This window comes from Collinsella aerofaciens (assembly GCF_009876115.1).
GTDB classification, from domain to species: domain Bacteria; phylum Actinomycetota; class Coriobacteriia; order Coriobacteriales; family Coriobacteriaceae; genus Collinsella; species Collinsella aerofaciens_N.
In genome coordinates this window covers 74,816-89,001 of the sequence record NZ_WWSY01000010.1, presented here as the reverse complement: position 1 = coordinate 89,001, position 14,186 = coordinate 74,816, and the positions used below count along the sequence as shown (strand labels likewise).

Annotated in this window: 10 protein-coding genes; 7 read left to right on the top strand and 3 right to left on the bottom strand. The window is 60.4% G+C overall.

Annotation, left to right across the window (positions count from 1 at the left end):
- Window positions 1–118 precede the first annotated feature (118 nt).
- Window positions 119–1,411: an IS30 family transposase gene (locus tag GT571_RS06745; RefSeq protein WP_161156229.1), complete on the top strand. Its 1,293-nt coding sequence runs from the start codon at window positions 119–121 to the stop codon at window positions 1,409–1,411.
- Between the two features lie 698 nt (window positions 1,412–2,109).
- Here the strand turns inward: GT571_RS06745 and GT571_RS06740 are convergent.
- From GT571_RS06740 to GT571_RS06730, 3 genes are read right to left on the bottom strand one after another with little or no spacing between them, the layout of a single operon-like run.
- Window positions 2,110–3,966, bottom strand: coding sequence for an ABC transporter ATP-binding protein (locus GT571_RS06740; protein ID WP_161156227.1), 1,857 nt, complete (start codon window positions 3,964–3,966; stop codon window positions 2,110–2,112).
- Complete coding sequence (locus GT571_RS06735; protein ID WP_161156225.1) at window positions 3,966–6,332, bottom strand: ABC transporter transmembrane domain-containing protein; 2,367 nt, start codon at window positions 6,330–6,332, stop codon at window positions 3,966–3,968. The genes GT571_RS06740 and GT571_RS06735 overlap by 1 nt, the downstream gene beginning before the upstream one ends.
- Window positions 6,329–6,778 carry a MarR family winged helix-turn-helix transcriptional regulator gene (locus tag GT571_RS06730; protein WP_117640177.1) on the bottom strand — a complete coding sequence of 150 codons (450 nt, stop codon included), beginning with the start codon at window positions 6,776–6,778 and terminating at the stop codon, window positions 6,329–6,331. Before GT571_RS06730 ends, GT571_RS06735 begins: the two co-directional genes overlap by 4 nt.
- Before the next feature lie 364 nt (window positions 6,779–7,142).
- On the opposite strand from GT571_RS06730, the gene GT571_RS06725 reads away from it, so the two are divergent.
- From GT571_RS06725 to pflA, 6 genes are all read left to right on the top strand, one after another.
- Window positions 7,143–7,892 carry an SDR family NAD(P)-dependent oxidoreductase gene (locus GT571_RS06725; protein ID WP_006234857.1) on the top strand — a complete coding sequence of 250 codons (750 nt, stop codon included), beginning with the start codon at window positions 7,143–7,145 and terminating at the stop codon, window positions 7,890–7,892.
- Between the two features lie 108 nt (window positions 7,893–8,000).
- Complete coding sequence (locus GT571_RS06720) at window positions 8,001–9,017, top strand: 2-keto-3-deoxygluconate permease (RefSeq protein WP_161156223.1); 1,017 nt, start codon at window positions 8,001–8,003, stop codon at window positions 9,015–9,017.
- A 470-nt stretch (window positions 9,018–9,487) separates the two neighbouring features.
- On the top strand, window positions 9,488–11,539 hold the full coding sequence (gene pflB / locus GT571_RS06715) for a formate C-acetyltransferase (RefSeq protein WP_055310750.1): 2,052 nt from the start codon (window positions 9,488–9,490) through the stop codon (window positions 11,537–11,539).
- An 85-nt stretch (window positions 11,540–11,624) separates the two neighbouring features.
- Complete coding sequence (gene grcA3, locus GT571_RS06710; RefSeq protein WP_117583521.1) at window positions 11,625–11,876, top strand: autonomous glycyl radical cofactor GrcA3; 252 nt, start codon at window positions 11,625–11,627, stop codon at window positions 11,874–11,876.
- Between the two features lie 400 nt (window positions 11,877–12,276).
- Window positions 12,277–13,131 carry a DegV family protein gene (locus tag GT571_RS06705; RefSeq protein ID WP_240136186.1) on the top strand — a complete coding sequence of 285 codons (855 nt, stop codon included), beginning with the start codon at window positions 12,277–12,279 and terminating at the stop codon, window positions 13,129–13,131.
- A 187-nt stretch (window positions 13,132–13,318) separates the two neighbouring features.
- A complete protein-coding gene (gene pflA / locus GT571_RS06700; protein ID WP_161156219.1) occupies window positions 13,319–14,137 on the top strand; it encodes a pyruvate formate-lyase-activating protein in 819 nt (272 codons plus the stop codon).
- The last annotated feature ends 49 nt before the right edge of the window (window positions 14,138–14,186 follow it).

Below are 14,186 nucleotides of genomic sequence, written 5' to 3'. Positions count from 1 at the left end.
CCTTGATTATCAACTTTATCCGAACACCTCCCACATTCATCCGCACATGTGCGGATGAATGTGGGAACCCGATACCCTGAGGGCCGGATCGGCCGGCCCCGGGAGATCGGAGGACGGCATGTCCGGAAAGAAGAAGAGCGGCTCCGCAAGGGCGGTCCCGAGGGCCTACGGAAGGCTCACGAGGCACGAGCGGGACACGGTCCAGAGGATGCTGGAGCGCAGGGCGTCGTGCAGGGAGATCGCGAGGGAGCTGGGCAGGTCGCCCTCGACGGTGAGCGCCGAGGTGGCGTCGCACAGGTTCGTGACGGCGCCGAAGGCCAGGCGCGGCGAGCGCGTGGACGCCTCCGCCGACCTGTCGGCGGCCTGCCCGCGCCTGGCGGCGTGGCCGCGCTGCTGCAACGGGTGCGGCCGGTACCGCGCGATCGGCTGCAAGCGCCGCCCCCACGTCTTCTACGAGGCCCGGGCCGCGCAGCTGTGCGCCGACTCGGTCCTCGTCTCGTCCAGGCGCGGGATAGACGCCGACGAGCCCGCCGCGGCGGCCAGGCTGGAGGCGATAAGGGACTGCCTGCGCCGGGGGCTGTCGCCCGAGCAGATGGCGGCGCGCAACGGCGGCCCGGTGGACCTGTCGCCGTCGACCATCTACCGCTGGGTCTCGGCGGGCTACGACGGCATGACCAACATGGAGCTCAGGCGCAAGGTCGGCTACAGGCCGAGGAAGCGCGCCGCGGGCCGGGCGGCGACCCGCCACTCCGCCCGCAGGTCGCATGCCGCGTTCCTCGCCCTCGGGGAGGACGCGTGCGCCGCGGCCTGGGAGATGGACACCGTCGAGGGGGCCCGGGAGGACTCCGCCTGCCTGCTCACGCTGCTGCACCGCCCCAGCAGGCTCCAGCTCGCGCTGCCGCTGGAGGAGAAGACCGCCGGGTGCGTCGCGGGCGCCCTGGAGGGCGTCCGGGCCATCCTCGGCGCCGACGGGACGCGCCGCGTGTTCCGCGCCGTCCTCACCGACAACGGCGCCGAGTTCTCCGACGAGGCGGCGATCGCGGCGCTGCTCGGCGAGGGGCCGGGCGAGACGAGGCTGTTCTACTGCGACCCCAGGCGCAGCGACCAGAAGGGCGCCTGCGAGCGCAACCACGTCGAGATCAGGAAGCTGCTGCCCAAGGGCGCCGGAATCAGGTTCGACCGGCTCGCCCCGGCCGACCTGGCGCTGGCCATGTCGCACGTGAACTCCGAGCCCCGCGGCGCGCTCGGCTTCGCGACGCCCGCGCGCGCCTTCAGGGCGATGCTCGGGGAGGACGCGGCGGCGCTGCTGGACGCCTACGGCGTGGAGGACGTGCCGCTCGGCGATCTCGACCTGACGCCGGGGCTCATCGAGAGGGCGCGCGCAGAGAGGGGCGATGCCCCGCTGGCCTAGCCTAGGAGAAAAACGGAATAGACGGACCGACCGTCCGGCTGAGTCTGGGAAGAGGTGCCGGGCGGCGGGCGGAGCATGGCCACCGGACCCATCGAAACACATCTCCACCATTCCTTCAACTGGGAAAATGCCGCCCCCGGGGCCCGGATAGGACCTCGGGGGCGTTCGGTTAACTGCGGGAGCGTGCCGTCAGCTCAATGTGTTCGGTTGGGATCGGAAATCAACCCAAAAAGGGACAGGTTTATTTTGGTCGGTTTTATCTGGGGAAATGTCGGCACTCGCCGGAAGGGGAGGGCCGGCGTATGGCACGCTGGAGCAAGTTGGATCTTCTGCGGCATACCCCGTGGACAAAAATGGCAAATATGAGTACTGTTGCTAGCGTAGTATCATATCAACCTTACAGGATGATAGACACAACAGTAAATATGTTCATTAACGTTGGCACACAGAAGCCTGCTAACGGGCGTTTTGATTAATTTGAAGGCGTATAGAGGCCGCAAAGAGGTCGTTTGGGGCTGTTTTGGCTGTTACTGAAAAAGTAACAGTACTCATATTTGCCCTTTTTTGACCATGGGATCTGGAAGGCGCCGTCAATCAGGTCCCAGGGAAGGCGTTTCGAGGCTCGAAGGACATAAAACGGGGGCGCAGGTTGTCCTGTGCCCCCGTTCTCGGGCGTCATCCGTTCCCTGCGGTCGAATCTACGCCGCTTCGTCGAACTGCGAGTTGTACAGGTCGGCGTAGAAGCCGCCTTGGGCGAGCAGCTCGTCGTGCGTGCCCTTCTCGACGATGTCGCCGTCGCGAATCACCAAGATTACGTCGGCGTTGCGGATCGTGGACAGGCGATGCGCGATGACAAAGCTCGTGCGGCCCTGCATCAGCGCATCCATGGCACGCTGAATGAGCTCCTCGGTGCGGGTGTCCACGTTGGAAGTCGCCTCGTCTAGAATCAGCGCCGGGCGGTCGGCCAAAATGGCACGGGCGATGGTCACGAGCTGGCGCTGACCCTGCGACAGGTTAGTGCCCTCCTCGTTAATCATAAAGTCGTAGCCACCGGCGAGCGTATGGATAAAGTGGTCGCAGCGTGCGGCGCGTGCAGCGGCTTCGACCTCGGCATCGCTCGCGTCGGGGCGTCCGTAGCGGATGTTCTCGCGGATGGTGCCGTTAAACAGCCAGGTATCCTGCAACACCATGGCAAACTCGCCGCGAAGTGCCGCGCGGTCCCAGTCGCGCACGTCGACGCCCTCGACACGCAGCGAACCGCCGTCCACGTCGTAGAAGCGCTGCAGCAGCTTGATGAGCGTGGTCTTGCCGGCGCCGGTGGGGCCGACGATGGCGATGGTCTGGCCGGGCTGCGCCTCGCAGCTAAAGTCGTGGATGATGGTCTTGTCGGGCGTGTAGCCAAACTTGACATGGTCAAACTCCACGTGGCCGGGGCGCTTCTCGGGAATCTGCGCGTCGGCTTTCTGCTCCTCCTCGGGCGCGGCCAGGAACTCAAAGACGCGCTCGGTGGCGGCGGCCATCGACTGCATCGTGTTGCTCACGTTGCCCAGCTGCTGCACGGGCTGCGTAAAGTTGCGAACGTACTGGATAAAGCTCTGAATGTCGCCGGGCGTGGCATTGCCGGTCAGCGCGAGCTGCGCGCCCACCACGACGACGCCCACGTAGCCCATGTTGCCCACCAAGCTCATAAGCGGCATCATCAGGCCCGACAGAAACTGCGAGCGCCAGCCGCTAATAAAGAGTCGGTCGTTTTGACGGTCGAACTCCTCGATCGAGGCCTCGGCGCGGTCGAACACCTGAATGACGTTCTGACCGGCAAAATCCTCCTCGATAATGCCGTTGACGGTGCCCAGGACCTGCTGCTGCTCGCGGAAGTACGGCTGCGAGAAGTGAATCATTACGGTCAGGATAATCGCGGCGGCCGGCAGCGTGAGCACGGTGACGCCGGTAAGCGGCAGACTGATTGAAAGCATCATGACGAGCACGCCGATAATCTGCGTCACCGACGTGATGAGCTGCGTCACGCTCTGGTTGAGCGACTGACCGAGCGTATCGACGTCGTTGGTGATGCGGCTGAGCACGTCGCCCTTGCTGTGGCCGTTGAAGTAACTCATCGGAACGACAGCGATCTTGGCGGCGATCTCCTTGCGCATGCGGTAGCAAATCTTTTGCGTGACGCCGGTCATGAGCCAGCCTTGGATGAGGCTGCAAACAGAGCTTGCCAGATACAGGCAGAGCAAAAAGCCGAGCGTCTTGGCGATCCAGACAAAGTCAACGTCGCCGGTACCGTTGACCTTGGCAACCAGGCCCTCGAACAACTTGGTCGTAACCTGGCCAAGTACTTTGGGCCCCACAATGTTAAAGATGACCGAGCATACGGCAAAGGCGACGGCGGCAAACACGGCAATCTTGTGCTGGCCGATATAGCCGAGCAACTGCCTCATGGTGCCCTTAAAGTCCTTGGCCTTTTCGCCGCGGCCCATGCCACCCATGCGACCCATGGGGCCACGCTGGCGGGTGGGCTTGGGAATCTGAGTCTTGGTCTCGTCTGCCATTAGTGCTCGCCTCCTTCCATGACGGCTGCAATCTCTTCTTGGGTAAGCCCCAGCTCCTCGGCTGAAAGCTGCGACTGTGCGATCTCCAGGTACGCCGGGCAGCTGTGCAGTAGCTCCTCGTGCGTGCCGGTGCCCACTACGTGGCCGTCGTCGAGCACGATAATCTGGTCGGCGTGCATGATGGTCGCGATGCGCTGGGCCACGACCACGAGCGCGGCGTCGGTGACGTTTTTGGCCAGCTCCTCGCGCAGACGCGCGTCGGTCTTGTAGTCGAGGGCGCTAAACGAGTCATCAAACACCACGACTTCGGGCTTTTTGGCCAACGCGCGGGCGATGGCCAGGCGCTGACGCTGACCGCCCGAGACATTGGAGCCGCCCTGGCTGATGGGGGAGTCGTAGCCGCCCTCGCGCTCGGCGATAAAGTCCTCGGCCTGTGAGATGCGCGCGGCCTGGCGCATGTCATCATCGCTTACCATGTCGCCGGCAAACTTAAGGTTGCTCTCAACGGTGCCCGAGAACAGGCGACCCTGCTGCGGGATATAACCAATGCGTCGGCGCAGCTCGGAAAGGGTCATGTCGCGCACGTCGATGCCGTCGAGCGAAATGCTGCCACCCGTGACGTCGTACAGGCGCGGAATCAGCTGCACGAGCGTGGACTTGCCCGAGCCCGTGGAGCCAATGATGCCGAGCATCTGGCCGGCGTGCGTGGTGAAGTTCACGCCGCTGATGACGTCGGCGCGGGCATCGGGATACTGGAAGCTCACGTCACGGAAGGTGAGCTCGCCGCGCGGCGCGCTGGCCGCGGGCAGTTTGGGCGAGGCGGGGTCGTTGATGCTCGTGGGGCAGGTGATGACCTCTTCCACGCGCTCGGCTGCGACCTCGGCGCGGGGCAGGATGACCGAAACCATGGTGAGGATCATAAACGCCATGACGATCTGCATGGTGTAGGAGATAAACGCCATCATGTTGCCGACCTGCATCACGCCGTCGGACACGCCCTGCGCGCCAAACCACACGATGAGCACGGTGATGCAGTTCATGACGAGCATCATGAGCGGCATCATAAAGCTCATGGCTCGGTTGGTGTAGAGCTGCGTGGTCATCAGGTCGAGCGAAGCCTTGTCGAAACGCTCGAGCTCATGCTCCTCGCGGTTGAACGAGCGGATAGGCATAAGGCCGTCGAGCAGCTCGCGGGCGGTAAGGTTTACGCGGTCCACAAAGCTCTGCATCTTTTTGAACTTGGGCATGGTGAGGCCCATAAGCACGCCGACGACGGCCGAGACCGCGATGATGGCCACGGCGATGGTCCACTCCAGGCCGGTGTGGTTGGCCAGGACGCGCATGACGGCGACGATGCCCATGACGGGCGCCAGTAGGCACATGCGGATAAACAGGGTTGCGGCCATCTGAATCTGCTGAATGTCGTTGGTGCAGCGGGTGATGAGCGAGGCCTGGCTAAACTTGCCAACCTCGGCCGGCGAGAAGTGCATAACCTTGTTGAAGGTCTCGCGGCGCAGGTCGCGGGCGATGGAGCAGGCGGTGCGCGAAGCCACGGCGCCGGTCAGGATGGTGGCGACCAGCGACACCAGGCACAGCCCAAACATCGTGGTCGCCATGCGGCCCAGGTAGGCGTTCTGCACGTCGGCGGGGTCGATGCCCTGCGCCTTGTACTCTTCTTGCACGTAGGTCACGGCGCGCTGGGTGACGATGGACCCCGACATGGTGCCCATTTTGTCCGCCATTTGGTTGGCACCCTCGACGAGCTTGCTTTGGTCGATTAGACCGCCTTCAACGCCTAGACGCAGGCTCTTCATGGTGATCTTACCGCCGTCGGCATCAATCTGCTTTTGCATGTTCTGCGCCGCTGCGGCTTTTTGCTGCATCTCGGCGAGCTGCTCGGGCGTCATCGCTGACATTTGCTCGGGCTTGGGCATGGCCTGGGTGCCGCTGTTGTCTTTCTCGCTGGACGTGCCGGTCATGTCGCCCATGGAGTCGGCGTCGATGCCCTGGTTGAAGGCGAGCACGACGGTCTCGGGCAGGCTCATGATGTCGGCAATCTTGCTACCGTCGGCGCGCTCATCCTCGGTTCCCTTGTACGTGCGAATGCCGTTATTGTCCGCCTTGCTAAACACGGCCTCCACAGCCTTGGCGTCCTTGGCGCTCATAAAGAGTTCGAGGTCGTCGAGCGATTCGGCGCGAATGGTGTCGGGCACGGGCGAGGCGATGCCGCCTTGCTGCACGCCCACGTCGACGATGTCGCTCATATAGGTAGGCAGCGCCAAGTCGGCGTTGCAGCTGATTACGATGAGTACGATAGCTGCGAACAGTGCCGGGACATGCTTTTTAAAGAGCTTGAGAATCCTCACTTGGCATCTCTCCTTTCTTGGTTGCGGTCGATAATTTCGTTGGCACGTCTTAGAAGGCGCACCATCTCTTGGGTATCTGTTTCGCCGAACTGCTCGAGGAAGGCCGCGGTGCGGTCCTCGAATTCCCGACGCTTGATTTCGAGATCATGGAATCCCTTGTCGGTCACCGTGACGTGTACGCGACGACGGTCGGTCTTTGAGTGCTCGCGCTCGACCCAGCCCTTGGCTTCGAGAGCGCGTAGGATATTGGCGATGCGGGCGTTCGAGACCCAGGCACGATCAGCGAGTTCACTCGGCGTGAGCGAGCCGCCAGCGAGCATGAGGGCGCGCATGACAGCCATCTCGCCGCCGAGAGCTTTGTCCGCAAAGCGCGAAATGCGCTGATGCATGCTGCCAAACTCAGTTAAGAGCTGGCGCCCAAGCTCATGGAAATCGGTATCTTCCACCGAAAACCCCTAACACTAGAAACTATTTTCGGTGAAAGATGATACCCCCGCCCAGCTGTCCCATTCGGTAGATTTTTGGACATGCCTAGAAAACTACCTTTAGGCGAACCTCCGTATGTCGTCGGTACCAGCGAAGTTAGGGGTAGATTTCTAGGCATGTCCCAAAAAAACTACTTGGCCGCTAGGCAATATAAAGAGCGCATAAAGAGTTAAAATAATTCAATAATTGTAGCGTTTCAAAGCATTATCATGCACGCGGTTAGGCGAGGGGTTGTCATCACCATGACGACTGGGACTCATTTATCGCCACGTGCGATGCTCCAACTTCCCGCAAGGAGACACCTGAATCAAGGGGGTTGGAGTCATGGCATTTGACTTCACGGGCAAAACCGCGATTGTTACCGGTGGCACTCAGGGCATTGGCCTCGAGATTGCCAAGGGTATCGTTGCGGGCGGCGGACACGTCGCGCTCATCGCAAGGAACGCTGCCAAGGGTGAGGCCGCTGTGGCCGAGCTTGGCGAGGGCAATAAGTTCTATCAGCTCGATGTTGCCGATGCGCCCAAGGCGCGCGAGACTGTCGAGCAGATTTTCACCGATCTGCCGCAAACCAACATCCTGATCAACTGCGCTGGCGTCATCAGCACCAAGAAGTTTGACGAGATCGATGACACCGAGTGGCGTCGCACCATCGACATCAACCTCAACGGTACCTTCACTATGATGAACGCCGTGTACCCGCACTTTAAGGCGGCCCATGCCGGCACTATCGTCAACGTGAGCTCTGTTGCTGGCAAGATCGGTGGTGGCCTGCTCGGCACCGCTGCCTACGCCAGCTCCAAGGCCGGTGTTAACGGTCTAACCAAGGCAGTCGCCAAGGAGGGCGGCAAGTTCGGCGTCCGCTGCAACGCTGTATGCCCGTCGCTCACCCTTACCGATATGACCTCGATTCTCTCTGACGAGAACTCTCAGCGCATCATCAACGGTATCCCCCTGGGCCGCGCCGCACAGGCAAGCGAGCCTGCGCAGATGGTGCTGTTCTTCGCTTCCGACCTCGCCAGCTTCGTGAACGGCGAGATCGGTGACTGCGATGGTGGCATCGTCCTGGACGGGTAATACCCCGCGGTGATCGTTCGGCGACGGCTCCTGCGGCTCGGGACCGTCGCCTTCTTTCTGGCACAGGAGCGTGCGGCCACGTGTCGCACGCATCAAAAGGAGATATAAATGAGTGAATCGACTGCGGTGGAGGCGCCGGCGGCAAAAGAGCCGTTCTTTAAGATGTCCTCCATCCCGGGTGCCAATATCTTGGTGCCGCTTTTGTTGGGCTGCCTGCTCAACACGCTGTTCCCCGACCTGTTTAAAACGCTCGGCAGCTTTACGCTCGGCATGACCCAGCAGGGCGCAGGCCCACTTGTCGGCGCCTTTTTGCTCATCGTTGGCACGACGATTTCGTTTAAGAGCGCTCCTGCCGCCGCTGCCCGCGGCGCCATTATCATCGCCGTCAAGCAGATCGTGGTTGTTGCCGTGTCGCTGCTCATCCTTTATGTGTTCAACGACAACCTGTTTGGTATCTCGGCCATGGTGATGCTGGCCGCTTGCACGGGCGCCAACAACGCTATGTACGCTGGACTGATGGGCACCATGGGCAACGAGGCCGAGCGTGGTGCCGTCGCCATCACCACGCTGGTTGTCGGCCCTCCGGTCACGATGATTGTCCTTGGCGCCGCCGGTCAGGCTCCGATCGGCTGGTCGCTCGTGGGCGCCATCCTGCCGATCGTCGTCGGCATTATCCTGGGCAACCTCTTCCCCAGCTTTAAGAAGATGATGGCACCGGCACTCTCCGCCATCATTGTGCTCGTCTTCTTTGCCATGGGCTCGACCATGACTTTTGGTCAGCTTATCAACGGTGGTCTTCCCGGCATCCTGCTCGGCGTGATCTGCTCGGTGATCTTTGCAATTCCCGTCATCGCGGTCGATAAGCTCACGGGCGGTACGGGTGTCGCAGGTGCGGCCATTTCGAGCTGTGCCGGAGCCAATGTGGCCACGCCTGCTGCCATGGCAAGCGTCAACGAGGCCATGTACGGCGGTGCGGTGCTCGCGACGGCTACGGCACAGGTTGCTGCCTGCGCAATCGTGACGGCCATTTTGACCCCGCTGGTCACCAGCTGGTGCTACAAGCATTTTGAGGGCCAGCAGAGCAACGGCAAGGCAACGACCGACAAGGCCTCTGCAGCCGCCTAATGCCAAGCGGCAATCAAAGCTAAAAAACTCGCCATGCCACGGGGCGGCCACGGGGGAAATCCCGTGGTCGCCCTTCAGTCTCTGTAGGGTCTCTGGGGCACTTTACCCTGCTAAAACTGGCATAACAGCTAGAGTGAACGTCGTACAAAGGCAAGGAAAAATACCAAACAAATCGGTGAACGGTAGTTGTTCGCGCTCGCATTTCCTGCGGATTTGTTAAAAACGCACTAATGGTATAAAAAAAGAAACATATAACAGCCCTGATGAAGGGGGTGGCTATGTTATCCTTCTCAAATGGGTGAAATCTTGGGTTTTGGGTTGCAGTTCCAAGGTGGACAAACGTTTTTCCCTGTACCAACGTGTGGTGAAGAACGGAAGAAGCCGGTAGTGCAAGCCGATAATTCAAGAATTCAATAAGCAGCGGTGTGAGAGAGCGCCGCATTACACGTAACTAGGAGCGTGGTTACACAATGCAGGAGGCATGGGAAGGCTTCAAGGAAGGCATCTGGACGGGAGAGGTTGACGTCCGAGACTTCATCCAGAAGAACTACACCCCCTACGAGGGCGACGAGTCGTTCCTCGCCGGTCCGACCGAGCGTACCAAGGAGCTGTGGGGCGAAGTTCTCGATCTGCTGCTCAAGGAGCGCGAGCAGGGCGGCGTCCTCGATATGGACACCAAGACTGTCACGGGCATCGTGAGCCACCCCGCTGGCTACATCGATAACGCCCACCGCGAGAAGGAGACCATCGTCGGCCTCCAGACCGACAAGCCGCTCAAGCGCGCGCTGCACGTCAACGGTGGTATCCGCATCGCTTGCCAGGCTGCCAGCCAGCATGGCTACAAGGTCGACGAGAACGTTGTCGAGCGCTACACCTTTGAGCGCAAGACCCACAACGCCGGCGTCTTCGATGTTTACACCCCCGAGATGCGTGCTTGCCGCTCGGCTCACATCATCACCGGTCTGCCCGATGGCTATGGCCGCGGCCGCATCATCGGCGACTACCGTCGTGTCGCCCTGTACGGTGTTGACTACCTGATCAAGGACAAGGAGGCCCAGAAGGCTTCCACCCCGACGGTCATGACCGCCGACAACATCCGCGATCGTGAGGAGCTGCAGGAGCAGATTCGCGCCCTCGGCGAGCTCAAGATGATGGCCGAGACCTATGGTTTCGATATTTCCAACCCTGCTACCAACACGCAGGAGGCCATCCAGTGGATGTACTTCGCCTACCTCGCTGCCGTCAAGGAGCAGAACGGCGCCGCTATGTCTATCGGCCGTACCTCCACGTTCATCGACATCTACGCTGAGCGCGACCTTGCCAACGGTACCTTCACCGAGGAGCAGATCCAGGAGTTCGTGGATCACTTCATCATGAAGCTCCGCATGGTCAAGTTTGCCCGTACCCCCGAGTACCAGGCCCTGTTCACCGGCGATCCGCAGTGGGTCACCGAGTCCATCGGCGGCATGGGCGTTGACGGGCGTACGCTCGTTACCAAGATGAGCTACCGCTACCTGCACACGCTCGAGAACATGGGCACCAGCCCCGAGCCCAACATGACCGTTCTGTGGTCGACCCGTCTGCCCGAGAACTTCAAGAAGTTCTGCGCCAAGACTTCTGTCGCCAGCTCCTCGATCCAGTACGAGAACGACGACCTCATGCGCGTTTACCACGGCGATGACTACGGCATCGCCTGCTGCGTGTCCTCCATGCGCATCGGCAAGGAGATGCAGTTCTTCGGCGCCCGTGCCAACCTGGCCAAGTGCCTGCTGTATGCACTCAACGGCGGTGTTGACGAGGTCTCCAAGAAGCAGGTCGGCCCCAAGTACCGCGCCGTCGAGGGCGACACGCTCGATTACGACGACGTCGTGGCCAAGTACAACGACATGATGAAGTGGCTTGCTGGTGTGTACGTCAACTCGCTGAACATCATTCACTACATGCACGACAAGTATTGCTACGAGCGCATCCAGATGGCTCTGCACGACAAGCACGTGCACCGCTGGTTCGCTACGGGCATCGCTGGCCTTTCCGTCGTGGCCGACTCCCTGTCCGCCATCAAGTACGCCAAGGTCCACCCCGTCCGTGATGAGAACGGCATCATTGTCGACTTCGAGACCGAGGGCGAGTTCCCCAAGTACGGTAACGACGACGACCGCGTCGACCAGATTGCTCACGACGTTGTGCACCAGTTCATGGAGTACATCCGCATGAACGACACCTACCGCAACTCCGTGCCCACGACCTCGGTTCTGACCATCACCTCCAACGTCGTGTACGGTAAGAAGACCGGCTCCACGCCCGACGGCCGCAAGGCTGGCCAGCCGTTCGCCCCGGGTGCTAACCCCATGCACAAGCGCGATAGCCACGGCGCCATCGCTTCGCTGTCTTCGGTTTCCAAGCTCCCGTTCCGCGATGCTCAGGACGGCATCTCCAACACCTTCTCCATCATCCCGAGTGCGCTCGGCAAGGAGGACCAGGTGTTCTTTGGCGATATCGACCTTGATCAGCTGGGCGAGTAACTATTGTTAGTGCTATACTAACAATAACGATTACTGATTAGCGCGCCGGTTTCGGCCGGCGCCTATCAATCGAAGGAGACACATTATGAAGGTTTCTGAAGTTTCCGAGACTCAGGCCGATAACCTGGTCCACATGCTCGACGCTTACGCCGAGAAGGGTGGCCACCACCTGAACATCAACGTCTTCAACCGTGAGACGCTGCTCGATGCTCAGGCTCACCCCGAGAAGTACCCGCAGCTGACCATCCGCGTTTCCGGCTATGCCGTGAACTTCCACACGCTCACCAAGGAGCAGCAGGACGAGGTCATTTCGCGTACCTTCCACGACAAGTTCTAAAGGGACTCAACTCCCACCGGAGACCCGGTAAGGCCTACGCACTTTGCCTCTCAAACGTCCTCGCCGCTTCGCGGCTGCGGAATGTTTGTGAGGCAGAGTGCTCCCGGCCTTGCCGGGTCTCCTGCGTTGTCGCCCTTTAGGCGGAACTCTCCTAATGGGTTGAGCGTTCTGGATTCTTGCTTGCTACCGTTTATCGCGTATAGCTACCGTTTGCGGAATAAGTAACACTCCTTAATAAACCGTGTAGAATCTCAGATAAGCACGGAGCTTTCCAGGGAGACGCTGTCCTTTGTTATGTGCAAAGGGCGGCGTCTCTTTGGCGCTTGGACGCCGTTGTGCAACAGTGCGGCGGCGCGTGCCATGTATTGAAAAGCCAATGTCGAGATGGGTCGTGATGATAATGGGCAAGTACGTAATCGTGGTTGAATCTGGTTCGGATGTAACGCCAGAGCTTTGCGAGCGCTACGGCATCGTGCGTGTGCCCATGCATGTCACGATTGGTGACGAGACTGTCGAGGACGGCTCGATCGATCCGCTCGAGATTTATTCGCGCTGCAACGAGTTTGGCGTGATGCCCAAGACCAGCGGCTGTGCGCCGGCAGATTTCTCCCGCGTGTACGACCGCATCCATGCCGAACAGCCCGACGCGACCATTTTGCATCTTGCATATTCCGAGGCCACGACCTGTTCGCATCAGTCCTCGAAGATTGCGGCCCAGGGGCGCGACTACGTGTTCTCCATGGACACGCGCTTTGTCTCGGTGGGCCAGTCGCTCGTTGTCGTCGAGACCGCCAAATACATCGAGGCTCACCCAGATGCCACCGTTGACGAAATTTTCGCCTTCACCAATTCGGTGATGGACCGCGTGCTGCTGGGTTTTGTTCCTACCGACCTTGCCTTCCTTAAGGCAGGCGGTCGCTTGTCCAACGTCGCGTTCCTAGGCGCCCATCTGCTCAAGATTAAGCCCTGTATCGAGGTGACGGGCGGCAAGTTCGTGGCGACTAAGAAGTTCCGCGGCTCTATGCTCAAGTGCGCCCGCGCCTTTATTGACCACATGGTTGCGAAGGGCGAGATTGACTACTCGCACATTGGCCTGGCGTATTCGGTGGGCCTTTCCGAGGAGCTGCGCGACGACATGGAAGTCTATGCACACGACATGGGCTTTAAGGACGTTACTTGGACTCAGGTCGGCGGTGTGATCTCGAGCCATTGTGGTCCGACTGCCTTTGGCGCGGTGCTTACGCTTAAAGCGTAGGGCCTGGCGTCTATCGATATCTATTGCCTCGGCGGCGGGCGGGTTGCGACAACCTTCCCGCCGCTCTTGCGTAGGGCCAAGTGGGACAACCCAATTGACCGCTAAACCGTTTCGCCATCATGCGTATGGGCTAGAATGGCTCTGGCATTTTAATTGGCAAAACCAAAGGAGAGGCAAGGTAGCGCGAATGGCTGAGATGACGCTTGAGGGTGTGGATGCTCGTCCCGAGGACTCTGCGTTTACCCTGGGCCGCGTACATTCGATTGAAACGATGGGAACGGTCGACGGACCCGGCATCCGCTTTGTGGTGTTTGTTCAGGGCTGCCCCATGCGTTGTGCGTATTGCCACAACCCCGATACCTGGTCGGTTAACGGCGGCACCATGGTGACCGTCGAGCACCTGATGGACGAGTTCCAGAGTAACCATGAGTTTTACCGCAGCGGTGGTATTACGGTGTCCGGCGGCGAGCCGCTCCTGCAGCCCGCGTTTTTAGCCGACCTGTTTCGCGCCATGCACAATAACCCCGATGGTCGCGTGCATACCTGCTTGGATAGCTGCGGCTATGCGTTTGACCCCAACCACCCCGAGAAGTTCGATGCGGTGCTCAACGAGACCGATATGGTGCTGCTCGACATTAAGCATGCCGATCCCGTCGAGCATAAAAAGCTGACCGGTTGCGATCCTGCACGCATCCTGGCGTTTGGCGATGAGCTTGCTCGTCGCAAGATTAAGGTTGTTATTCGCCACGTGGTAGTGCCGGGTATCACCGATACGGTGGAGGAATGCGAGAAGCTCGGTCGCCTGATCGCTCCATGGCACAACGTGGTGGGTTTGGAGATGCTGCCGTATCACACGATGGGTGTCGTCAAGTACGAGCAACTGGGCATTCCCTATAAGCTCGAGGGCGTGCCCCAGATGGATACCGCGCGCATGCCCGAGCTGCGCAACGCCGTCATGACGGGTATGAAAAAGCGCCGCACGGAACTCAAAAACGCCATCGGATAGCGTGCCATATTCGCTCCCCAAAGGCACTCATTGGGGACAGACTTAAATG

What these genes read in the sequence shown, in the direction of transcription:
- GT571_RS06745 (WP_161156229.1), top strand. Translation starts at nt 119, where the DNA reads ATGTCCGGAAAGAAGAAGAGCGGCTCCGCAAGGGCGGTCCCGAGGGCC.
- GT571_RS06740 (WP_161156227.1), bottom strand. Translation starts at nt 3,966, where the DNA reads ATGGCAGACGAGACCAAGACTCAGATTCCCAAGCCCACCCGCCAGCGT.
- GT571_RS06725 (WP_006234857.1), top strand. Translation starts at nt 7,143, where the DNA reads ATGGCATTTGACTTCACGGGCAAAACCGCGATTGTTACCGGTGGCACT.
- GT571_RS06720 (WP_161156223.1), top strand. Translation starts at nt 8,001, where the DNA reads ATGAGTGAATCGACTGCGGTGGAGGCGCCGGCGGCAAAAGAGCCGTTC.
- pflB (WP_055310750.1), top strand. Translation starts at nt 9,488, where the DNA reads ATGCAGGAGGCATGGGAAGGCTTCAAGGAAGGCATCTGGACGGGAGAG.
- grcA3 (WP_117583521.1), top strand. Translation starts at nt 11,625, where the DNA reads ATGAAGGTTTCTGAAGTTTCCGAGACTCAGGCCGATAACCTGGTCCAC.
- GT571_RS06705 (WP_240136186.1), top strand. Translation starts at nt 12,277, where the DNA reads ATGGGCAAGTACGTAATCGTGGTTGAATCTGGTTCGGATGTAACGCCA.
- pflA (WP_161156219.1), top strand. Translation starts at nt 13,319, where the DNA reads ATGGCTGAGATGACGCTTGAGGGTGTGGATGCTCGTCCCGAGGACTCT.